Source organism: Amycolatopsis sacchari (genome assembly GCF_900114035.1).
GTDB lineage: Bacteria > Actinomycetota > Actinomycetes > Mycobacteriales > Pseudonocardiaceae > Amycolatopsis_E > Amycolatopsis_E sacchari.
Window position 1 is genome coordinate 232,422 of record NZ_FORP01000007.1, and the last position, 21,759, is coordinate 254,180.

The 21,759-nt window shown below is 72.9% G+C and carries 21 protein-coding genes; 5 read left to right on the forward strand and 16 right to left on the reverse strand.

What is annotated here, in order from left to right:
- Positions 1-19 precede the first annotated feature (19 nt).
- A complete protein-coding gene (locus tag BMZ92_RS14870; protein ID WP_091507524.1) occupies positions 20-391 on the reverse strand; it encodes a winged helix-turn-helix transcriptional regulator in 372 nt (123 codons plus the stop codon).
- 84 nt (positions 392-475) lie between these two features.
- On the opposite strand from BMZ92_RS14870, the gene BMZ92_RS14875 reads away from it, so the two are divergent.
- Entirely contained in the window at positions 476-1,459 is a 984-nt protein-coding gene (locus tag BMZ92_RS14875; protein ID WP_091507526.1) for a zinc-dependent alcohol dehydrogenase family protein, read from the forward strand.
- Here BMZ92_RS14875 and BMZ92_RS14880 read toward each other — a convergent pair.
- The 3 genes from BMZ92_RS14880 to BMZ92_RS14890 are packed head-to-tail and all read right to left on the reverse strand — an operon-like array spanning position 1,456 to position 8,153.
- On the reverse strand, positions 1,456-5,895 hold the full coding sequence (locus BMZ92_RS14880; RefSeq protein ID WP_091507528.1) for a hypothetical protein: 4,440 nt from the start codon (positions 5,893-5,895) through the stop codon (positions 1,456-1,458). The two genes, BMZ92_RS14875 and BMZ92_RS14880, sit on opposite strands and share 4 nt — an antisense overlap.
- A gap of 7 nt (positions 5,896-5,902) precedes the next feature.
- Positions 5,903-6,643, reverse strand: coding sequence for a hypothetical protein (locus tag BMZ92_RS14885; RefSeq protein ID WP_091507808.1), 741 nt, complete (start codon positions 6,641-6,643; stop codon positions 5,903-5,905).
- A gap of 34 nt (positions 6,644-6,677) precedes the next feature.
- Positions 6,678-8,153 (reverse strand): hypothetical protein, encoded by a 1,476-nt coding sequence (locus BMZ92_RS14890; protein WP_091507530.1) that lies wholly within the window; start codon positions 8,151-8,153, stop codon positions 6,678-6,680.
- A gap of 26 nt (positions 8,154-8,179) precedes the next feature.
- Between BMZ92_RS14890 and BMZ92_RS14895 the strand changes: the two genes are divergently transcribed.
- On the forward strand, positions 8,180-8,617 hold the full coding sequence (locus BMZ92_RS14895) for a PPOX class F420-dependent oxidoreductase (protein WP_091507533.1): 438 nt from the start codon (positions 8,180-8,182) through the stop codon (positions 8,615-8,617).
- Positions 8,618-8,661: 44 nt separating this feature from the next.
- Positions 8,662-9,348, forward strand: coding sequence for a 2OG-Fe(II) oxygenase (locus BMZ92_RS14900; RefSeq protein ID WP_091507811.1), 687 nt, complete (start codon positions 8,662-8,664; stop codon positions 9,346-9,348).
- On the opposite strand, the gene BMZ92_RS14905 is transcribed toward BMZ92_RS14900, so the two are convergent.
- The 5 genes from BMZ92_RS14905 to uvrC form a co-directional block, all read right to left on the reverse strand.
- Complete coding sequence (locus BMZ92_RS14905) at positions 9,345-10,367, reverse strand: glucosyl-3-phosphoglycerate synthase (RefSeq protein ID WP_091507535.1); 1,023 nt, start codon at positions 10,365-10,367, stop codon at positions 9,345-9,347. The two genes, BMZ92_RS14900 and BMZ92_RS14905, sit on opposite strands and share 4 nt — an antisense overlap.
- Before the next feature lie 144 nt (positions 10,368-10,511).
- On the reverse strand, positions 10,512-11,498 hold the full coding sequence (gene whiA, locus BMZ92_RS14910) for a DNA-binding protein WhiA (protein ID WP_091507537.1): 987 nt from the start codon (positions 11,496-11,498) through the stop codon (positions 10,512-10,514).
- Positions 11,489-12,484: a gluconeogenesis factor YvcK family protein gene (locus tag BMZ92_RS14915; protein ID WP_091507812.1), complete on the reverse strand. Its 996-nt coding sequence runs from the start codon at positions 12,482-12,484 to the stop codon at positions 11,489-11,491. Before BMZ92_RS14915 ends, whiA begins: the two co-directional genes overlap by 10 nt.
- A gap of 2 nt (positions 12,485-12,486) precedes the next feature.
- Complete coding sequence (rapZ, locus tag BMZ92_RS14920) at positions 12,487-13,377, reverse strand: RNase adapter RapZ (RefSeq protein WP_091507540.1); 891 nt, start codon at positions 13,375-13,377, stop codon at positions 12,487-12,489.
- Positions 13,374-15,323, reverse strand: a complete 1,950-nt coding sequence (gene uvrC / locus BMZ92_RS14925; RefSeq protein WP_091507542.1) for an excinuclease ABC subunit UvrC — start codon at positions 15,321-15,323, stop codon at positions 13,374-13,376. The genes rapZ and uvrC overlap by 4 nt, the downstream gene beginning before the upstream one ends.
- A gap of 140 nt (positions 15,324-15,463) precedes the next feature.
- Here uvrC and BMZ92_RS14930 point away from each other — a divergent pair, with 140 nt between their 5' ends.
- Positions 15,464-16,240, forward strand: a complete 777-nt coding sequence (locus BMZ92_RS14930) for an exodeoxyribonuclease III (RefSeq protein ID WP_091507544.1) — start codon at positions 15,464-15,466, stop codon at positions 16,238-16,240.
- 7 nt (positions 16,241-16,247) lie between these two features.
- On the opposite strand, the gene BMZ92_RS14935 is transcribed toward BMZ92_RS14930, so the two are convergent.
- The gene (locus BMZ92_RS14935; protein WP_091507546.1) at positions 16,248-16,862 is read right to left on the reverse strand and encodes a TetR family transcriptional regulator; all 615 of its coding nucleotides are present in this window, start codon (positions 16,860-16,862) and stop codon (positions 16,248-16,250) included.
- A gap of 79 nt (positions 16,863-16,941) precedes the next feature.
- Between BMZ92_RS14935 and BMZ92_RS14940 the strand changes: the two genes are divergently transcribed.
- Positions 16,942-17,394: a nitroreductase family deazaflavin-dependent oxidoreductase gene (locus BMZ92_RS14940; RefSeq protein WP_091507548.1), complete on the forward strand. Its 453-nt coding sequence runs from the start codon at positions 16,942-16,944 to the stop codon at positions 17,392-17,394.
- Positions 17,395-17,398: 4 nt separating this feature from the next.
- Here BMZ92_RS14940 and BMZ92_RS14945 read toward each other — a convergent pair whose 3' ends face one another.
- The 6 genes from BMZ92_RS14945 to rpe are packed head-to-tail and all read right to left on the reverse strand — an operon-like array spanning position 17,399 to position 21,751.
- On the reverse strand, positions 17,399-18,166 hold the full coding sequence (locus BMZ92_RS14945) for an SDR family NAD(P)-dependent oxidoreductase (RefSeq protein WP_091507551.1): 768 nt from the start codon (positions 18,164-18,166) through the stop codon (positions 17,399-17,401).
- Positions 18,163-18,624 (reverse strand): PH domain-containing protein, encoded by a 462-nt coding sequence (locus BMZ92_RS14950; protein WP_091507553.1) that lies wholly within the window; start codon positions 18,622-18,624, stop codon positions 18,163-18,165. The genes BMZ92_RS14945 and BMZ92_RS14950 overlap by 4 nt, the downstream gene beginning before the upstream one ends.
- Positions 18,621-19,127, reverse strand: coding sequence for a 6,7-dimethyl-8-ribityllumazine synthase (ribH, locus tag BMZ92_RS14955; RefSeq protein ID WP_091507556.1), 507 nt, complete (start codon positions 19,125-19,127; stop codon positions 18,621-18,623). Before ribH ends, BMZ92_RS14950 begins: the two co-directional genes overlap by 4 nt.
- Positions 19,124-20,422 carry a bifunctional 3,4-dihydroxy-2-butanone-4-phosphate synthase/GTP cyclohydrolase II gene (locus tag BMZ92_RS14960; RefSeq protein ID WP_091507558.1) on the reverse strand — a complete coding sequence of 433 codons (1,299 nt, stop codon included), beginning with the start codon at positions 20,420-20,422 and terminating at the stop codon, positions 19,124-19,126. Before BMZ92_RS14960 ends, ribH begins: the two co-directional genes overlap by 4 nt.
- On the reverse strand, positions 20,419-21,048 hold the full coding sequence (locus BMZ92_RS14965) for a riboflavin synthase (RefSeq protein ID WP_091507561.1): 630 nt from the start codon (positions 21,046-21,048) through the stop codon (positions 20,419-20,421). The genes BMZ92_RS14960 and BMZ92_RS14965 overlap by 4 nt, the downstream gene beginning before the upstream one ends.
- Positions 21,049-21,067: 19 nt before the next feature.
- Positions 21,068-21,751 carry a ribulose-phosphate 3-epimerase gene (rpe, locus tag BMZ92_RS14970; protein WP_091507563.1) on the reverse strand — a complete coding sequence of 228 codons (684 nt, stop codon included), beginning with the start codon at positions 21,749-21,751 and terminating at the stop codon, positions 21,068-21,070.
- Positions 21,752-21,759: the final 8 nt, after the last annotated feature.

Consider the following 21,759-nt stretch of genomic DNA (forward strand, 5'->3'; position numbering starts at 1 on the left):
CCCACGGCGCCCGCCGGTGCTATTCGGCCGCGCCCTCATGAGCCGCGGCGGCCTCCTGGAACTCCACGATCTCGCCACCGTGCTTCCGCGCCCAGTCGGTCAGGGCCTCGATGGGCTCGACCAGGGTCCGGCCGAGGTCGGTGAGGTCGTACTCGACCCGCCGCGACGTCTCGGCACGGCGTTCGACCAGCCCGTACTGCTGGAGCCGGCGCAGCGTCTGGGTGAGGACCTTGCGGGAGACGCCGCCGATCAGGTCGACGAGCTCGCCGTGGCGGCGGGGCCCGCGGCTGAGCCCGAAGAGCACGAGCACCGCCCACTTGTCCGAGATGATCTCGACCGTGAGCCGGGTCGGGCAGTCGGCGAGGAAGACCGGATCGGCCGCGTTCCGCATGAAAACCAAAGGTACCAGTAGGTAACCCATCGACCCGTAACGTCCGGGATGAGGAACGAAACCACCGGATGCGGAGGAGTCACCATGTCGAGAGCCGTCGTGTTCGACGAGTTCGGCGGGCCGGAAGTGCTGCACGTCGTCGAGGAACCCGTCGTCGAGCCCGGGCCGGGCGAGGTGCGGGTCAGGATCGAGGCGTTCGCCGTCAACCCGCTCGACCTGATGATGCGCTCGGGCACGTCACCGGCGCCCGTCCCCCTGCCGCACGCGCGCCTGGGCATCGAGGGGACCGGGGTCGTCGAGGCGCTGGGCGAGGGGACCACCGGGCTGGAGACCGGGGATCCGGTCATCATCGCGGCCATCCCCGACGCGAACGCCAGGGGCAGCTACGCCGAGCACACGACGCTCCCCGCGAGCCAGCTCATCCCCCGGCCTGCCGGGCTCACGGTCCCGGAGGCCGCGGCCATCTGGGTCAGCTTCTCCACGGCCTACGGCGCGCTCGTCGAGAAGGCGGGGATGCGGCCCGGCGACCACGTCCTGATCACGGCCGCGTCCTCCGGCGTCGGCCGCGCGGCGATCCAGGTCGCGCGCCACCTCGGGGCCGTCCCGCTCGCGGTGACGCGGACCAGCGCGCGGACGGACGAGCTGCTCGCCGCCGGCGCCGAAGCGGTCGTCGCCACCGACCGGGAGGACGTCGCCGAAGCCGTCCGCGCCCACACCGGCGGGACCGGTGCCGACCTCGTCCTCGACCTCGTGCGGGGACCCGGCCAGCAGGAGCTCCTGCGAGCGACGCGGCCCGGCGGGACGCTCCTCGCGGCGGGCTTCCTGGACCCCCGGCCCACGCCCTCGCCGGAAGGGACCGACGTCACGGTCATCGGCTACCGCGGCTTCGAGCACACGCTCGACCCCGTGGTCGTCGGGCGCATGGCGGCGTTCCTGGACGCCGGGGTGCGCCTCGGCACGCTGCGCCCGGCCCTGGACGAGGTGTTCTCGTTCGACCACGTCGCCGAGGCGCACCGCCGTGTCGAAAAGGGCCTCCACGGCGGCAAGAAGGTCGTGGTGACCGTCTAGCCCCCCGGCTCGTCGGCGGCCCGGCTGAACAGGCGGGTCGCCGACAGGTGGGAGGTGCCGTCCGGCTCCGGCAGGTCGTCCAGGTGGCTGCGGATCGTCGCGTCCACCGACAGGTACTTCCGCCCCGCCCGCAGGTCCGCGTCGTTGCGCAGCCGGATGATCAGCGGGAACTCCGACAGCGCACCGGCGTCGAACAGGCCCGTGGTGTAGATCAGCTGCACGCCCAGCGCCTCGGCGACGACCCGTTGCAGCTCCAGCAGGTACCCCGCCGACGCGCGGCCGATCGGGTTGTCCAGGAACAGCACGCCCGAATGCCGGTTCCGCAGCTTGCCGCGGTTGTTGGCCCGCAGCGCGGCGAGCGTGCAGTACAGGATGATCGCCGCGGTGAGCTGCTGGCCGCCGGAGAACACGTCCCGGATCTCCGACACCCGCTGCCGCTCGGTGCGCAGGACCGAGTCCGGTTTGAGCATGTCCACCCGGAACCCCTTGGGCACCGCCGCCCGGACGCCGCGCAGCACGAGCGTCATACCGTCCCGTTTGACGTCGCGGCCGTCGCTCGTCTTGCCCGCCGCCGCTTCGTCGACGACCTGCCCGAGCGCCTCGACCAGTTCGGGCTCCTCGGGGTCGGCGAAGCGGATGCGCAGGAACTCCTGCCCCGACCAGTCGCCGAGGCCCTCCGGCAGCCGGGAAAGCCGTTGTGCGGAGCGGAGCATCCGCAGCGCACCCTCGACCATGCCCTGCAGCCGCGCGACGATGCCCGAGCGGTGCCGGTCGATCTGCGCGAGGTCGTCGGTGAGCGTCCGCAGCCGCGGCCGCAGCGCCTTGGCCCACTCGGCCGCGCTCGCGGGCAGGCTGTCCCGCCGGACCGAGATGATCTGCTGCCGCACCGGGCTCGACAGGCTCTCGAACCGCTTGTCCGTGGCGTACTGGGCGAGCGCGTCGGCGGCGGCCCGGACCCGCTTCTCTGCCTGGTCCACCGCGGTTTCGGCGTCCGTGAGCGCGGCCGTCAGCTTGCGGTGGCGGGCCTGCGCCGCCTCGACGTCACCGTCGAACACGGACTCCGGCTCACCCTCGGGAGCCAGGTGCGCGAGGGATTCGGCGAGCAGCCGGAAGCCCGCGGCGGAGGTGTTCGCCGTTTCGGCGGCGTGCTCGGCCTCGGCACGCCGCGCCTGCGCCTCCTCCCACGCGCGGGCGGCGGCACTGGCCTCCTCGGCGGCCTCGTCGATCAGCTCACGGCCGTGCTCGACGTCGCGCGGCCGGGTGTCCAGCGTGACGTTCTGGCGGGGCAGCTGGTCCAGCTCGGCCTTACACGTCGCGACCGCGCCGATCGCCTCGCTGTGCTCGGCCTCCAGCGCCGCCACCGCGCGCCCGGCCCTGGCCAGCGCCGCCGCCCGCGTCGCGGCGTCGGCGCCGTCCGCGGTCTCCAGCAGGCGGCCCGCCTGCTCGCGCACCGCCGGGTCGAGCGCCTCCAGCGCCGCGCGGGCGGCGGATTCGGCCGACTCGGCCTGGTCCAGTTCCGCGCGCAGGTCGCTGCCCACCTCCACCTTGGCGTAGGCGTCGCTCGCGGCCGCGAACGCGCGCCGCAGGGCGTCGACCGGTTCCTTCGGGGCGGGGTCCTCTTCGGACACCGAGCCGCCGCCGGGCACCTCGGCGAGTTCGGCGCGGGCGCTGCTGACGGTCCGGCGGTGACCGTCGGCCGTGCGTTGTTCCTCGGCCCCTTCCTCGCGCGCACGGGTGGCCCTCGCGGTCGCCTGCTCCGCTTCGGCCTCGGCCCGCGTCACGATCTCGCGGGCACGCTCCACTTCGTCCGTCCACTGTGGAATCCGCGCGACGCGCTCGGCCAGTTCGCCGAGACGGCGGGCCCGCTCCTCACCCGAGCGCGCTTCGGCGCGCAACGCCGGCACGGCTTCCCGCAGGCGGGCCCGGCGCGCGGCCAGCTCGGCCAGCTCACGTTCGGCCACCGCCACGGCTTCCTGGCACTCGGCGAATTCGCTCGCCGCGGCCTCCGCCTCCTCGGCGAGCGTGGCCAGCGCGCCGGGCGGGTAGTCCTCACGCCAGGTCGTGAGCTTCCATTCGAGCGCGGCGTCGTCACCGATGGCGGTGGCCAGCGCCTCCAGCTGCTTCTGCCGCCGCGAATGCCGGGCGAGGATCGCCTGGCGTTCGGTGTCGGCGGCCTCCTCGTCGTACATCGCGGGGTTGGGCGACACCAGGAACTCCACCCCGGGTGTACCGCCTTCGCGGCGGACCGCCTCGGTCGTCCCGACCGGCAGCACCGCATTGGGCAGCAGCTTGGCCTCCGCCAGCGCCGTGCGGGCCCTCGGCAGCTGAGCGGCGTCGTTGACCAGGATGCCGCCGACCAGGTGCGGCAGCTCCGCCAGCACCCGCTCGCGCTCCTTGGCGTCCATTGTGGACAGGTAACGCCAGCCCGACCGCGCGGGCACCCCGGCGGACTCCAGCACCTCCAGCGCCGCCTGCACCTCGGGCGGCTCGGGCAGGAGGCCGCCGTCGCCGAGCGCCGCGAGCGCCCGCTCGTCGACCGACTCCTCCATGCGCAACGCGGTCTGCTCGCGTTCCGCGCTCGCGCGGGCCTCCCGCAGGCGCTTGAGCAACGCGGGCGTGTCGGTCTCCAGCTGGACGTTGTCGCCGCCGAGCAGCTCCAGCAGACGCGGGTGCGCCGCGAGGCTGTCGGTGCGGCGGTTGGCCTTCGCCAGCTCGGAGGCCGCCCGGTCGGCACGGGTCTGCGCCGCGGCGGCACGCTGCTGGGCGGTGTGCAGGGCCTGCTGCGCGTCCGCGTGTTCCTCGGCCACGCGTTCCAGCTCGGCTTCACGGGACGCCAGCTCGTTCGCCGCGTTCTCGCCACGGGCACGGGCTTCCTGCGCCGCGCTCGCGACCTGCGTGCCGTCGGTGAGCAGCCCGTCCCGCACGGCCTGCTGCACCTGGGCGCGGACCTCCTCGATCCGCGCGCTCAGCTGGGCTTCCTCGGCGCGGTGCTGAGCCGCCCGGCCGGTCGCCTCGTCCCGCTCCCGCTGTGCCGCGGCGGCGGCGTCCTGGGCAGCGGCGGCGCGTTCCTCGGCCGCCTGCGCCTGTTCCCCCGCCTCGCGGGCGAGGGCGAGCAGGCCGCGGGCGAGCGCGTTCGCGGCGGCGTTTTTGGCTTCCAGCGCGGGTTTCGCGGTCTGCTCGCGCTCCCCCACCAGCTGCCGGATGCCGTCGGCCTTGCGCACGGCGTTGACGTGGGCGAGCACGGTTCCCGTCTCGCGCCAGGCTTCGGCCGCGCGGCGGGCGTCGGCCAGTTCGCTGTCGAGGCGCTGCTTGTCCTCGGTGGCGCGGGCGAGCCGCAACTCGGCGACGACGCGGCGCAGTTCCGTTACGACGGCCGACAACCGGCGGTGGTCACCTTCGGCGAGCTTCTCCGCGTCCCGCGTTTCGTCCACGTACGCGGCCAGCCCGGCGAGGCGGTCCGACTCCAGCTTGTGCCGCGCCAGCACCGATCCGGCGAACGCCTGGGCGTCGGAACGGGCGGCCACGGCGAGCTTGCGGGACGCGGCCGCGAGCGACTCCTCGTCGACCAGCGGCGTGAGCAGGTCGAGCGCACCGGCGACGAAGTCCCGTTCGGCGATGAGCTCGCCGCGCTGCCCCAGGTTGTGCGCATAGGTCTGGACCACGTCGGCGAGGTCGCGCGGGTCGTCCTCGGGGATCACGGCCTTGAGCAGGAACTCGACGAACGCCTCGTCGGAGGTGAAGGCGAACGCGTCGGCCGCCTCGCCCTCCCCCGCGTTCATCGCCCGCTGGTAGCGGAACAGCTCGGTGTCCAGGCCCAGCGCGTCGAGGCGCTCGGTCCACTCGTGGTGGCGGCGGGTCCACGACAGCTCCAGCTCGGGTTCGGCGCGGTGCGCCTCGTCGAGCCGCTCCTGGAAGGCCGACATCGTCAGCAGGCGCCCGTCGGCGGTGAACGGCAGCGTGTCCAGGCCCGTGGTGGCGCTGGGCCGGAAGCAGAACCAGGCGTCGACGAGGTTCGCCGGGTCGTTGGACACGACGTGCCCGCGCCACTCCGACACCTTGCCGGTGATGACGCGCTGCCCGGTCTCGGTGTGCTGCCACTCCAGCACGACGTGCGAAACGTCCTTGGCGGAGACGAACTTCTCCAGCACGCGGGTGTTCGTGGTGCCGACGACCTGGCGGCGGCCGGGCAGCATGACGGAGAAGATCAGCTTGATCAGCACGGACTTGCCGCCGCCGTTCTCGAGGAACAGCACGCTCGCCGGGGACGGGCGCCGGGGCAGCCCCTGCTCGGCGGAGTGGATCCCGGCGGTGAACAACGCGTCCTGCGCCGGCGCCTTGACCAGCGGCCCGACGCCGCTGAAGTCGAGCAGCACGTCCTGGTACCGCGCGCCCGCCGGACCCACCGAGTGCAGCCGCACCCGCGAAAGCTCGTACATGCTCCCCCTACAGAGTGTCCGAAATGGACGGACGGAGGGTGCCTGCGGAATCCCCCACCGCGACGACACCCAGTTCCAGCAACTCCTCGAAAGCGCTGTCCGCCGCGAGTTCCCTGACCTGCACCTGGTAACGCGGCGTCGTGCGGTAGGTGCCGCCCTGCTCGCCGCTCACCTGCACCAGGAACCCTTGGTCGGCGAGGAACCGCAGCGCCCGCGACACCATGCCGCGCGTCGTGTCCGACGCCAGGCGCCCGTCCTTCGTCGCCGCGGCCGCGGGGCGGCGGGCGTACGCGCGCCACGCCTGCTCCAGCTCCGGCGCGTCCGACAGCGGGTCGTTGTTGCGTTCCGCCTTCGCCGCGCGCTCGTCGAGGATCCGGCACGCCTCGCGGACCACGCTGTCCACCTGCTCGACGCTCACCCGGCCGATGTAGGTGTCGTTGGCCAGGTCGTCCGGCCTCGGGTAGCCCAGCGCGGCGGTCGCCAGGTGCACCAGCCCGTGCAGCACCTTCTCGGTGTCCCGGCGCTCGCGGATCTTGCTCTGCCGCGCGTAGGAGTCCATCTTGATCTCGAACACCGACTCGTCGGTGGCCGCGAGCACCGCACCGGCCTGCGTGCTGACGTCCAGCACCAGCAGCCCGAGCCCCGCCGCGACCGAGTTCGCCAGCTGCTTGAAAGCGCTGTCCTCCCGGTACCGGCGGACGAGGTCGGCGTACACCACGTCGCGGCCGGGCAGCTGCTTCGGCCGCATGCCGTACGACACCAGCCGCGCCGCGGCCTCCACGTCAGCCGTGTTCACGTTCTTCGTCCCCTCGCTCGATGCGCGCCGTCGCGAGCAGCAGGTCCGCGCCCCCGAACTCCTCGTCGTCGAGCGGCGTGCCGTCGTCGACCGCCAGCAGCGCGCGGTCGTCCCCCTGCCGGATCGCCGCGCCGACCTCCGGACTGTACGAGTGCAGCGCCCGCAGCGCGACCAGACGGGCCAGCCGCGGATCGAGCTCACGGGCCTCCGCCAGCAGCCCGGACAACCGCCGGGGCACCTCCGGCAGGTCGAGCAGCTCGTCGGCGCGCCGCCACTGCTCGTCACTGTAGTAGTCGGCCGCCTCGGCGGGGACCAGCTCCGGTTCCGGCACCTCGCCCACCAGCTCTTCGCGTTCGGGTGCGGGCCGCAGCAGCAGCGACACCAGCGACGGGAGCGACGGCACGGTCGGCACGTCGAACCCGGCCGCGGCGGAGAAGAACCGCTCGACCGGGGCCACGGCGTCCGCGATCGGCAGCTCCAGCGTCGGCACCAGCAGCTGCCCGAACAGGTCGATCGTGGCGCGCTGCGGCGGCCCGGAGAACTGCTGGCGGTCCTGCTCGGCGCGGAAGATCGCGCCCGCGGCCTGCAGCCGCGCCTGGAGCTGGGTGTGCCTGCTGATGCAGTCGCTGACGATGTCGACCAGCTCGGCGGCCCGGCGCTTGTGGTCGGGATCCTCCGCCTCGTCACGCGCACGGGTGATGTTGCGGAGGATGGCGTTCTCGGCGCGGAAGCGGGCCTCGATGTGGGACAGCGCGGAGTCCAGCAGCTCCGGCATCTCCTCCGCCCAGTCGACCGCCCGCACGTCACGCCGGGTCGCGTCGAGCTTCGCGCGCAGCGTCTCGCCGTACTGGACCGTGCGGTAGCGGGCCTGCTCGGCGGCCAGCTTCGCGTCCGCCAGGCGGCCGCGGCTGATCAGGTTCTCCAGCTTCACCTCGGCCGCGATCTGGGCGGACTCGACGTCGGTGTCCAGCGCCCCGACGAGCACGTTGATCGCCTCGTCGCTGGCGCGCAGGTACACCTCGCCGTCGGGCGCGGCCAGCTCGACCAGCAGCTTGAAGTCGAACGCCCGGCGCCGGTACACGCCGTGCTCGTCGACGCTGCCGTACACCCGGCGGAACCCGCGGTCGGCGGTGCCGACGTTGATCAGGTTGTCCAGCACCCAGCGCGCCACCCGCAGGTGCTCCTCGGCGCCGCGGCCGGGCGCCTGCGCGGCGATGAACGGCTGCAGGCGGCGCACGATGTCCTCGTGGTCGGCGCCGGTGTCGAAGTCCATCGCGATCGTGACCTGGTCGATCGTGTGCAGCGCGATCTCGGCCATCTGGTAGACCGTCGCGTCGGCCCAGTCCAGCTTCGCCTTGCGCGCGTCCAGGTCGTGCAGGGGCGCGGTGCACGCGAGCGCCTTGAGCCGGCGGGCCAGGCCCTCGTCCACCAGCCCACCGCTGATCAGCTCGCCTTGTTGCACGAGGAGTCAGTGTAGGTTCGGTAGCCATGTACGAGATGAGCAGGGACCAGTGGTGGAAGTTCGCGAGCGAGGGCACGCGCACGGGCAAGGCGGCGGTCGTCCGCGCCGACGGCTCCCCGCACGTCACGCCCATCTGGTTCGTCCTCAACGAGACCGGGGACGGCGACGAGCTGATCTTCAACACCGGCGCCGAGTCCGTGAAGGGCCGCGCACTGCGCCGGGAACCGCGCCTGTCGGTGACGGTGGACGACCAGGAGCCGCCCTACTCGTACGTGCAGTTCACGGCGGTCGCGACGCTGAGCGAGGACCTCGACGAGATGCTGCCGTGGTCGATCGCGATCGGCGCCCGCTACATGGGCCAGGACCGCGGGGAGGAGTTCGGCAGGCGCAACGCCGTGCCGGGGGAGCTGCTCGTGCGCGCGAAGATCACCAAGGTCATCGCGCACGCCGATCTGGCCGGCTGATTTCCGCCAGCGCACCCCGCCCCGGGGTGCGCACACTGGCGGTCGTGAAGCCCGACGAACTGGACTGGGCCGCGCTCGCGGCCGAACTCGACGAATACGGGTGCGCGCTGACGCCGCGCCTGCTCACCCCTGACCAATGCCGCGAGCTGGCCGCGCTGTACGACGAACCGCGGCACTTCCGCGCCACGATCGACATGGCGCGGTACCGGTTCGGGGCGGGGCAGTACCGGTACTTCCGCTACCCCCTGCCGGAACCGGTCGCCGCGCTGCGGGCGGCGTTCTACCCGCACCTGCTGCCGATCGCCCGCGACTGGGCGGCCCGGCTGGGTCACCCGGCGCCCTGGCCGGACGACCTGGAGGAGTGGCTCGCCCGCTGCCACGACGCCGGGCAGACCCGGCCCACGCCGATCCTGCTCCGCTACGGCCCCGGCGACTGGAACGCGTTGCACCGGGACCTCTACGGGGACCTTGTCTTCCCGTTGCAGGTGGTGTTCGGGTTGGACACCGACTACACGGGCGGCGAGTTCCTGCTCGTGGAGCAGCGGCCGCGCGCGCAGTCCCGCGGCACGGCCACGGCGCTGAAGCAGGGCCACGCGCTGATCTTCACGACGCGAGACCGGCCGGTGCGTTCAAGCCGGGGGTGGTCGGCGGCCCCGGTCCGGCACGGCGTGAGCACCGTCCGGACCGGCCGCCGCCACACCCTCGGCCTCGTCTTCCACGACGCGACTTAGGCGATCTCACGCACCTCGGCGAGCAGCTCGGCCAGCGGCGGGCGCTGCTGGCACGACACGTCCGTGAGCACCATTTCGCGCTCCACGCCGTGCCCCGACTCGCCCCGGCGGAACTGCGCGAGCAGCGTCGCCGGGGGCTGGGCCGACACGAGGCGGCCGTAGCGCGCCAGCCGGTCGAACATGGTCTGCATGATCTGCCCCGACATCCGGCCCAGCGCCTGCGTGGACTGGTGGCGGTGGGTGCGCTTGCCGAGGTCCACCTGGGCCAGCGCGTCCAGCCCGTGCGCCTCCAGGATGTCGATCAGGTGCCCGACCTCGACGCCGTAGTTCACGACGAACGGGATGCGCTCCAGCACCTCGCGGCGCCCGGCGTACTCCCCCGCCAGCGGCTGCACGAACCCCGCCAGCTCCGGCCAGTACATGTTGAGCAGCGGCCGCGCCACGAGCTCGGTCACGCGGCCGCCGCCGTCGGCGTCCGTGCCGCCCGCGCCGACGAGCGGCCGGTGGTAGAAGCCCTTGACGTAGGCCACCGACTCGTCGGTGAGCAGCGGGCCGAGGAGCCCCGTCACGTAGTCGCTGGTGAAGTCGTACAGGTCGCCGTCCACGAAGACGACCAGGTCGCCCTTCGTCGCGGCCAGGCCCTTCCACAGCGCCTCGCCCTTGCCCGCCATCCCGGGCAGCATCGGCAGCACCGAGTCCTGCGCCACGACCGTCGCGCCGGCCTCCGCCGCGACCCTGGCGGTGTCGTCCTGCGAGCGCGAGTCGACCACCAGCACCTCGTCCACCAGCGGGATCGCCTCGACCAGGTCCCGGCGGATGGTGCGCACGATGTCCCCGACGGTCTCCTCCTCGTCCCGCGCGGGGATGACGACGCTCACCGTCGTCGCCCCCTTGGCGGCCAGGAGGTCCTCGCGCCGCCAGTCGGCGGCGTGGCTGCTGCGCCGGGGGAGCCAGCTGCCCACGTCGGCGGAGACCTTCAGCTCCACCTTCTCGTTCGCCCTCTCGGAACGCACGACCATCCCCTTCCCCGAACCGGACATAGCAAGATCCGCGAGTTCAGAGTCCGTGCCGCGGGTTTCGCCCATCATGCACTGGCGCTACCGGCACGTTACGGCTCCCCGGCGCGGCCTTGCCGCCGGTAACACCAGGGGTACAAACGCCGGTCAGGCCTGTTCCTCCAGCATCTCGGCGGTCACGGCGGACTCGGTGTCGGGGATGTCCAGCTCCTTCGCCCGCTTGTCCGCCATCGCGAGCAGCCTGCGGATGCGGCCGGCCACGGCGTCCTTCGTCATCGGCGGGTCCGACAGCTGGCCCAGCTCCTCCAGCGACGCCTGCCGGTTGGACAGCCGGAGCCTGCCCGCGGCGAGCAGGTGGTCCGGCGCCGTGTCGCCGAGGATCTCCAGCGCGCGCTCGACCCGCGCGGCCGCCGCCACCGCCGCCCGCGCGGAGCGGCGCAGGTTCGCGTCGTCGAAGTTGGCCAGCCGGTTCGCCGTCGCACGCACCTCGCGGCGCATGCGCCGCTCCTCCCACTGCAGCACGCTCGCGTGCGCGCCCAGCCGGGTCAGCAGCGCGCCGATCGCGTCACCGTCCCGCACGACCACGCGGTCCGCGCCGCGGACCTCACGCGACTTGGCCTGGATGCCCAGCCGCCGGGCGGCACCCACGAGCGCGAGCGCGGCCTCCGGGCCGGGGCACGTGACCTCCAGCGAGGACGACCGGCCGGGCTCGGTGAGCGAACCGTGCGCCAGGAACGCGCCCCGCCACGCGGCTTCGGCGTCGGCGATGCCGCCCGAGACGACGGCGGCGGGCAGCCCGCGCACCGGGCGCCCCCGGTTGTCGATCAGCCCCGTCTGGCGCGCCAGCCCCTCGCCGTCCTTGACGACGCGCACCAGGTACCGCGTGGTCTTGCGCAGCCCGCCCGCGGACAGCACGTGCACGTCCGAGTGGTGCCCGTACAGCTCGTGGATCTCGCGGCGCAGCCGCCGCGCCACCGAGCCGGTGTCCAGCTCGGCCTCCACCACGACCTTGCCCCCCACGATGTGCAGCCCGCCCGCGAACCGCAGCATCGATGCGACCTCCGCGCGGCGCGGCCCGATCTTCGTGATCTGCAGCCGGCTCAGCTCGTCCTTCACCGCGGCGGTCATCGCCATGGCCCCTCCCTGCTATCTCTGCCGTCCCGGTCCTCCGCGCCCGCGTGGCGACCGAGAGCTTCCCGCACGCACGCCGCCAGCGCATCCGGATCGTGCAAACCCTGCTCGTTCGGGTCAGCCACGTCCGCGAGCAGCGCCCGCGCCCCCAGCTGTCCCGCCGCGTCCCGCAGCCGGGCCGGTGCCGGCACCGAGCCGCGGTCGGCGATCACCACGTCCACCCTCAGTTCGGGCGCGTGCTGGAAGAGTACGTGCAGGTGCCGTTCCGGCGAGAAGCCCGCCGTCTCCCCCGGCTGCGGGATCAGGTTGAGGATCACCACCTTCCGGGCCCGCGTGCGCAGCAGCGCGTCGTGCAGCCCGGGCACCAGCAGGTGCGGCAGCACGCTGGTGAACCACGACCCCGGCCCCAGGAACACCGCGTCCGCGCCCAGCACGGCGTCCACGGCCTCCGGGCACGCGGCGGGCTCACCCCCCGGCCGCCCCGGCGTGCGCAGTTCGATCCGGCGCACCTGACCGGGGGTGCTGGCGACGGCGACCTGTCCCCTGATCGTGGTGGGCTCGTCGTCGTTGCTCAGGCCCGTCACCTCGGCCTCGATGTCGAGCGGCTCGCACGACATGGGCAGCACGCGCCCGGACACGCCGAGCAGCCGCCGCGCCTCGTCCAGCGCCGCGACGGGATCGCCCAGCACCTCGAACAACCCGGCCAGCACGAGGTTGCCCACCGCGTGCCCGGTCAGCGCGCCGTTGCCGCCGAACCGGTGCTGGAACACCTCCGCCCACAGGCTTTCGCCGTGCTCGGCGTCCGCGAGCGTCGCGAGCGCCTGGCGCAGATCTCCCGGCGGCAGCAGGCCGAGCTCGCGGCGCAGGCGGCCGGACGAGCCGCCGTCGTCGGCGACGGTGACGACGGCGGTGACGTCCGTGGTGACGCGCCGCAGCGCGGTCAGCGTCGCCTGCAGCCCGTGGCCGCCCCCCAGTGCAACCGCTTTCAGGCTCACTCGCGTCCCAGGTCCCGGTGGATCACCTTCACCGCCATTCCGTCCTCATTGGACAACAGGCGCGCCAGCTCCTCCGAGATGGCCACGCTCCGGTGCTTGCCGCCCGTGCAGCCCACGGCGAGCGTGAGGTACCGCTTGCCCTCGCGCTTGTACCCGGCGCCGATCAGCCGCAGGAGCTGGTGGTAGCGGTCGAGGAACTCCTCCGCGCCCTCCTGCGAGAGCACGTAGTTGCGGACCTCGGTGTCCAGCCCGGTGTGGTCGCGCAGCTCCGGGATCCAGAACGGGTTCGGCAGGAACCGCACGTCCATCACCAGGTCCGCGTCCATCGGCAGGCCGTACTTGTAGCCGAAGGACAGCACGGTGACCCGCGTCTGCGTCGCCGACTCGGAACCGAACGCGTCCTCGATCTTGGCCCGCAGGTCGTGCACCGACAGGGCGGAGGTCTCCAGCACCAGGTCGGCCTCCTCGCGCAGCGGCGCCAGCAGCTTGCGCTCGGCGCTGATGCCGTCGACGAGCCTGCCCTCGCCCTGCAGGGGGTGGCTGCGCCGCACCTGCTCGAACCGGCGCACCAGCACCGCGTCCGTGGCCTCCAGGAACAGCACGCGCGGCTTGTAGCCCCGCGCGTCGAGGTCCTTGATCACCGAGGCGAGGTCGTCGGTGAACGCGCGCGAGCGCACGTCCATCACCACCGCGACCCGCGTCACCGCTCCCCTGGCCTGCACCCCCAGCTCGACCATGGTCGCGATCAGCTCGGGGGGCAGGTTGTCCACCACGAACCAGCCCAGGTCCTCCAGGCACTTCGCGGCGGTGCTGCGCCCCGCCCCCGACAACCCGGTGACGACGGCGACCTCGATCCCGGGTTTATGGCCGTCTTCGTTTCCCGTCATGACTCCCTCTCCCCTGCTTGCGCTGCCTGCAGTGCCGCGACCACGGCCTCGGCCGTGCGCCTGCCCACCCCCGGCACCTGCGCGATCTCGTCGACGCCCGCCTGCCGGAGCTTCTTCACCGACCCGAAGTGCTTGATGAGCGCGGCACGCCGAGTCTGCCCCAGCCCGGGCACACCGTCCAAAGCGGACACCTGCAGGCGCTTGGAGCGCTTCTCGCGGTGGTAGCGGATCGCGAAGCGGTGCGCCTCGTCGCGCACCCGCTGCAGCAGGTACAGCGCCTCGGAGGTGCGCGGCAGGATCACCGGGTCCGGGTCGGCGGGCAGCCACACCTCCTCCAGCCGCTTCGCCAGCCCGATCACGGCGACGTCGGTGATGCCGAGCTCGGCCAGCACGTCCGCGGCGGCCGTCGCCTGCGGGCCCGCGCCGTCCACGACGAGGAGGTTGGGCGGGTACGCGAACTTGCGCGGGCGCCCGGTCTCCGGGTCGATGCCCGGCTTCGCCTCCTCGACGGCGGCTTCCTCGTTCTCCTTCAGGTAGCGGTGGAACCGCCGCCGCACGACCTCCGCGATCGAGGCGACATCGCCCTCGGTCGCCGCCTCCCGCAACGCGAACCGCCGGTACTCCGACTTGCGCGGCACGCCGTCCTCGAACACGACGAGCGACGCGACGACGTCACTGCCCTGGATGTGGCTGATGTCCACGCACTCGATGCGCAGCGGCGCGCTGTCCAGCCCGAGCTGCTCCTGCAGTTCGGCGAGCGCCGCGGAGCGGGCCGTGAGGTCACCGGCGCGGCGCAGCTTGTGCTGCTGGAAAGCCTCTTCCGCGTTGCGCTGCACGGTTTCCGCGAGCGCGCGCTTGTCCCCGCGTTGCGGCACCCGCAGCTGCACGCGCGAGCCCCGCAGCCCGGACAGCCACTCGGCGACCGCGTCGGCGTCGGTCGGCAGCTCCGGCACCAGCACCTCGCGCGGCACCGGCGACCCGGTGTCGGCCGTCTGCTCGGCCAGCTCGACCTGCTCGCCGTAGAACTGGGTGAGGAACTGGTCGACGAGGTCGCGCACGTCCATCTCGTCGACCTTGTCGATCACCCAGCCGCGCTGCCCGCGCACCCGGCCGCCGCGGACGTGGAAGACCTGCACCGCGGCCTCCAGCTCGTCGTGCGCGAACGCGACCACGTCGGCGTCCGTGCCGTCGCCGAGCACCACGGCCTGCTTCTCCATCGCGCGGCGCAGCGCGCCGAGGTCGTCACGCAGCCGGGCCGCGCGCTCGAACTCCAGCTGCTCCGACGCCTCCGCCATCTCCTTCTCCAGGCGGCGCATCATGAGATCCGTGCGCCCGGCGAGGAAGTCGCAGAAGTCCTCGACGATCGACCGGTGCTGCTCCTCGGTCACGCGGCCGACGCACGGCGCCGAGCACTTGTCGATGTAGCCGAGCAGGCAGGGCCTGCCGATCTGCGTGTGCCGCCGGAACACGCCGTTGGAGCACGTGCGGGCGGGGAACACGCGCAGCAGCAGGTCGAGCGTCTCGCGGATCGCCCACGCGTGCGCGTACGGGCCGAAGTACCGCACGCCCCGCTTGCGCGGGCCGCGGTAGACGTGCAGGCGCGGGAACTCCTCGTTCATCGTCACCGCGAGCACCGGGTACGACTTGTCGTCCCGGTAGCGGACGTTGAACCGCGGGTCGAACTCCTTGATCCAGTTGTACTCGAGCTGGAGCGCCTCGACCTCGGTGGTGACGACCGTCCACTCCACGCTCGCCGCCGTGGTCACCATCTGGCGCGTGCGCGGGTGCAGGCCCGAGAGGTCGGCGAAGTAGGAGTTCAGCCTGCTGCGGAGGCTCTTGGCCTTCCCGACGTAGATGACCCGCTTCGTCGCGTCACGGAACTTGTACACCCCGGGCTGGTCGGGGATGCTCCCCGGAGCGGGTCGGTAGGTCGAAGGGTCAGCCACATCCCCAGCCTATGGCTCCCCTCCGACACTTCCGCGCACCCCCGGCACTCACGCGGGCGGACCGGCTGTGCGGCGCACCGGCGGGGCGCCCGCGGAACACACCCCGATCCCCCGTCCGGCCGGTGTGCCATTCTCGGGTCATGCGCATCGCCACCTGGAACGTCAACTCGATCGCGGCGCGGCTGCCGCGGCTGCTCGCCTGGCTGGAGTCCGCGAAGCCGGACGTGGTGTGCCTGCAGGAGCTGAAGTGCGCGACGGACGCCTTCCCGCCGGAGGTGCGCGAGCTGGGCTTCGAGGTCGCCGCCTACGGGCTCGGGCGGTGGAACGGCGTGGCGATCCTGTCCCGCGTGGGGCTGGAGGACGTGCGCCGCGGCCTCGTGGACGAGCCGACGTTCGACGACGCCGCCGAGCCCCGCGCGATCGGCGCGACGTGTGGCGGCGTCCGGCTGTGGTCGGTGTACGTGCCCAACGGCCGCGAGCCGGGCCACCCGCACTACGCGTACAAGCTGCGGTGGCTGGAAGCGTTGCGGAGGACGGCGGTGGCGGAATCGGCGGCGGACCGGCCGTTCGCGGTGCTCGGTGACTTCAACATCGCCCCCACCGACGAGGACGTGTGGGACATCAGCCTGTTCACCGAGTCCACCCACGTGACCGAGCCGGAGCGGGCCGCGCTGGCGGCCCTGCGCGAGGCGGGCCTGACCGACGTCGTGCCGCGTGCGCTGAAGTACGACAAGCCCTACACGTACTGGGACTACCGGCAGCTGGCGTTCCCGAAGAACAACGGCATGCGCATCGATCTGGTGTACGCCAACGCTTCCTTCGCCGGCGCGGTGTCCGATGCGTACGTGGACCGCGAGGAGCGCAAGGGCAAGGGCGCCTCCGACCACGCGCCCGTCGTGGTGGATCTGACGCTGTAGGCGCGGATCACGCGCCCGGGTAGTCGAGACCGGCGGACAACAGGTCGAAGGCCTGCCCGATCAGCTCGGAGTCCGGGGCGTCGCGGCCGGCGGCGCGCCACGCCGTGATCGTCGTCTGCACCGCACACAGCGCGACCGACGCCACCAGGTGCGGCCGCGGGTCCACGGCCGGGTCGACGCCCATCCTCGCGCCCACCAGCCGCGCGACCTCGTCCAGTCGGGCGACGCCCCGCTCGGTCCGGGCGGCCGCCAGCGCCGGGCTGGCCGAGACCAGCTGCCGCATCCGCTGGTGCCGCGCCCGAGCGGAGCCGGCCGCCGCTTCGGAGGCCCGCACCAGTTCGACCGCGGCCTGCCGCAGCCCCGTCAGCACCGGCGTGCCGGCAGGCTGCGCGGCGAACCTGTCCAGCATCGCGGTGATCTGCTCGTCCGCGAACGCGAGCGCCACGTCCTCCTTCGAGGTGAAGTACCGGAAGAAGGTGCGGGGCGAGACGTCGACCGCCGCCGCGATCTCGTCCACCGTCGTGGCCTCGAAACCGTTGGCGCAGAACAACTCCTGCGCCGCGTCGATCAGCATCTCGCGGGTGCGGTGCTTCTTCCGCTCACGCAGGCCGGGTTCGGGCATGCCCGCAGTCTAGGCCCGTCTGGCATGAGGTGAAATTTGTCAGTTGATGACAGTTGTCAGTCTGTGCCAGAATCGCGGTATGCCGAAAGCTCCCGCGCCGACGTCCCCGTACTGGAAGCTCCAGCGCCAGATGACGCGCTTCAACACCTGGCTGTTCCGCACGACCGGCGGCAAGGCCGGCAGCACGTTCCGCAAGGCGCCCGTGTTGCTGCTCAACCACGTCGGCCGCAAGTCCGGCCAGGCCCGCACCAGCCCGCTGATCTACCTCGACGACGCACCCAGGCTGGTCATCGTCGCTTCGAAGGGCGGTACGGACGCGCACCCGGCGTGGTTCCACAACCTGATGGCGATGGAGTCCGCGGAGGTCGAACTCCCGGGCGGGGAACGCCGCCGGGTCCGTCCGCGCGTCGCCGAGGGGGACGAGCGGGCGGCGCTGTGGGAACGGTTGGTCGCGATCTACCGGCCGTACGCGGCCTACGCCACCTACACCCAGCGTCAGATCCCGGTGGTCGTGCTCGAACCCGCCGGCTGAAGCGTCAGTGCATGTGCAGGCCGCCGTCGACGTTGTACGTCGCGCCGGTGATGAAACCCGCGTCCTCGCTCAGCAGGAACGCGATGGCGGCCGCCACGTCCTCCGGGGTGCCGACCCGGCCGGCGGGCAGGTCACGCACCAGCTCCCGCTTGCGTTCCTCGCTCAGCGTGCCGCCCATGATGTCGGTGTCGATCGGGCCCGGCGAGACGGCGTTGACCGTCACCCCGTGCTCGCCGATCTCCCGCGCCAGCGCCCTCGTGAAGCCCAGGACCGCCGCCTTCGCCGCCGAGTACGACACCCTGCTGTAGGTGCCGCCCCCGCGTTGCGCCGACACCGAAGACACGCTCACGATGCGGCCGATCCCGTGGGCCACCATCGTGCGGGCGACCCGCTGCGTCAGCACGAACACCCCGCGGATGTCGATCGCGAACACGCGGTCCCACTCCGCCAGGTCCAGCTCGAAGAACGGGACCGGCGACGCGACTCCCGCGATGTTCGCCAGCCCCACGACCTGCGGCAGCTCCGCTTCGACGCGGTCGACGGCCGCGAAGACCTCCTCCGGCTCCGCCACGTCCACGCCGACACCGATCGCCCGCACCCCGTGCCGCCGCACCAGCTCGGCCGCGACCTCCTCGGCGCCCTCGGCGTCGACGTCCAGCACGGCCACGTGCCAGCCCTGCGCGGCGAGCCGGTCCGCGGTGACCCGGCCGATCCCCCGCCGGGACGCGCCACCGGTGACGATGGCGGTCCGCTCGGCGGGGAACGCGGTCACGGCTGGTCGGCCCAGGCCTGCTTGTGCAGCCGCCGCAGCGCCCGCACGGCTTCGACGGCGTGCTCGCGGTCCACCGCCTGGATGGCGAGCACCCCCAGGTACTCGTCCTCCGGCAGCTCCAGCCGCGCGAACGACGCGCCGTCGGGGAAGCTGACTGCGAGGACGTCCAGCCAGTCGAAGCGCCGCTTCAGCAGGATGACGTTGCGCACCTCGATCCCGCGGGCGTCGGCGCGCACGCGCGGCGTCGCGAACAGCAGCGCCCCTCCGGCGAGCACGATGCCGACGCCGACCATCGCGATCTGGTCGGAGACCTCGAAGATCACGCCGGTGTTCGACGAGCGCAGCAGCAGCGCGACCACGACGAACGCGACGAGCAGGCACGCCGCCAGCACCACCGAAACCCACGTGGCCCGCCTCGGGCGGATGACGACGGCGCTGTCCTCGGTCACGACGCTCACTGGAACTTCCGATCGGTCCACGGCTGCCGCAGCGAGCGCAGCTGGTACGCCGCGTCCAGCGCGGCCTGCGTCGCCTCGCGGCCCTTGTCCTCCTTCGACCCCGGCAGCCCGGCGCGGTCCAGCGCCTGCTCCTCGGTGTCGCACGTGAGCACGCCGTTGCCCACCGGGGTGCCCTCGTCGAGCGCCACCCGCGTCAGGCCCGCCGTCACGGCGTCGCACACGTACTCGAAGTGCGGGGTGCCGCCCCGGATCACGACGCCGAGCGCGACCACCGCGTCGTGCTGGCGGGCCAGCGCCTGCGCCACGACCGGCAGCTCGACGGCCCCCGCCACGCGCACGACCGTCGGCTCCTCCTTGAGGTGCGCCTCGCGCGCCGCGGCGACCGCCCGCTCCAGCAGGCTGTCGGTGATCTTCGCGTGCCAGCGCGTCGCGACGATCGCCAGGCGCAGGTTCTCGCACTCGCTCAGGTCGAGTTCGACGTCCGGGCGTCCCTCACCGCTCATGAACCGTTCCCGTTCTTCGCCACGTCGGCACCCACCTGGTCGAACTGCTCGAGGTTCGCCAGGTCGTGCCCCATCCGGTCACGCTTGGTGCGCAGGTACCGCAGGTTCTCCGGGTTCGGCGAGATCGGCAGCGGCACGCGGCCGGTCACCTTCAGCCCGTAGCCCTCCAGGCCCACCCGCTTCGCCGGGTTGTTCGTCAGCAGCCGCATCGAGCGCACGCCCAGGTCGCACAGGATCTGCGCCCCGGTGCCGTAGTCACGGGCGTCGGCGGGCACGCCGAGCGCCAGGTTCGCGTCCACCGTGTCGGCACCCAGGTCCTGCAGCTGGTAGGCCTGCAGCTTGTGCAGCAGGCCGATGCCCCGGCCCTCGTGCCCGCGGATGTACAGCACCACACCACGGCCCTCGTCGGCGACGGCCTGCAGCGCCGCCTCCAGCTGCGGGCCGCAGTCGCAGCGCAGCGAGCCGAACACGTCGCCGGTCAGGCACTCGGAGTGCACGCGGACCAGGATGTCCTCGCCGTCGCCGATCTCGCCGTAGACGAACGCGACGTGCTCGATGCCGTCCAGCAGGCTGTCGTACCCGACCGCGCGGAACGTGCCGGCGGCCAGCGGGATGCGCGCCTCGGCGACCCGCTCGACCTGCTTCTCGTGGCGGCGCCGGTAGGCGATGAGGTCCGCGATCGTGATGACCTGGAGGTCGTGGTCGGAGGCGAACACCTGCAGCTCGTCGCGCCGCGCCATGTCCCCCTCGTCCTTCTGGGAGACGATCTCGCACAGCACGCCCGCCGGGTGCAGCCCCGCCATCCTGGCGAGGTCCACCGCCGCCTCGGTGTGCCCCGGCCGGCGCAGCACGCCGCCCTCCTTCGCCCGCAGCGGCACGACGTGGCCGGGGCGGCGGAAGTCGGCGGGCTTGGAGTCGGGGTCGGCGAGCAGGCGCACCGTGTGCGCCCGGTCGGCGGCCGAGATCCCCGTCGAGATGCCCGACGCGGCGTCCACCGTGACGGCGTACGCGGTGCCGCGGGCGTCCTGGTTCGTGTGGTACATCGGCGGCAGGTCGAGCCGGTCGCAGTCCGCCTCGGTGAGGGCGGCGCAGACGTAACCAGACGTGTAGCGCACCATGAAGGCCATCAGCTCCGGCGTCGCCTTCTCGGCGGCGAAGATCAGGTCGCCCTCGTTCTCCCGGTCCTCGTCGTCGACGACGACCACCGGGCGCCCGGCCGCGATGTCCGCGATCGCCCGCTCGATCCCGGCGGCGTCCACCGGCACCCCGGCGCCACACGGCGTTCCTGCTGTCACGCGTCCTCCTCGGCCCTGACTCCATTGTGCGCCGCGGGACCGGACAGGTGCGGCATGGCCAGCTTCTCGACGTACTTCGCGACTACGTCGACCTCGAGGTTGACCAGGTCGCCCGGTTCGGCGTGCCCGAGCGTCGTCAACTCCAGTGTGGTGGGGATCAGCGCCACCGTGAACTCGTCGTTCGTCACACCCGCCACCGTGAGCGAGATGCCGTCGACCGCGATCGAGCCCTTCTCCACCACGTAACGCGCCAGGTGCGAGGGCAGCGAGAAGCGGGTCAGCCCGTTGGCGTCACGGGACAGGAACACGCCGGTGCCGTCCACGTGGCCCTGCATGATGTGCCCGCCGAGCCGGTCGCCGACCGCCGTCGCGCGCTCCAGGTTGACCCGGTCGCCGGGAGCGATCTTCGCCAGGCGTGAACGCTCCAGCGTCTCCTGCACGACGTCGACGGTGAACTCCTGGGCGGACACCTCGACGACGGTCAGGCACACCCCGCTGACGGCGATCGAGTCGCCGTGCTTGGCGTCGGAGGTGACCACCGGCCCGCGCACGGTGAGCCGGGCGGCGTTGGGCAGCTGCTCCACCGCCGTGATCTCGCCGAGCTCCTCGACGATGCCGGTGAACACTGGGGTGCCTCCAAGGTCTCTAGTTCTGGGCGTGGGCGGCGAGGTCGCGCAGTGCGGCGACGGCCTTGCCCGGGTCTTCGGCGCCGTAGACGGCGGAGCCCGCGACGAAGCAGTCCACCCCGGCCTCGGCGGCCTGCCCGATGGTGTCGGCGTTGATCCCGCCGTCGATCTCGACCAGCACCTTCAGGTGCCCGGTGTCGACCAGCCGCCGCGCGGTGCGGACCTTGTCCAGCACCTCGGGGATGAACGACTGGCCGCCGAAGCCCGGCTCCACCGACATCACCAGCAGCGTGTCGTAGTGCTTGAGCGTGTCGAGGTGGTCCTCCAGCGGCGTGCCCGGCTTGACCGACAGCCCGGCCTTCGCCCCGGCGGCCCGCAGGTCCTTCGCGATCTTCACCGGGTCCTTCGCGGCCTCGACGTGCACGGTGACGTTGTACGCCCCGGCCTCGGCGTACCCGATCGCCCAGCGGTCCGGGTCCTCGATCATGAGGTGGCAGTCCAGCGGCAGGTCGGTGGCCTCGCGCAGGGACTGCACGACCGGCAGGCCCAGCGTCAGGTTCGGCACGAAGTGCGCGTCCATCACGTCGACGTGCACCCAGTCGGCCCGCGTCTCCCCCGGGCCCGCCACGGCACGGATCTCCTCGCCCAGCCGGGCGAAGTCGGCGGACAGGATGCTCGGTGCGATGAGAGGTCGGGCGGTCATGATTACGC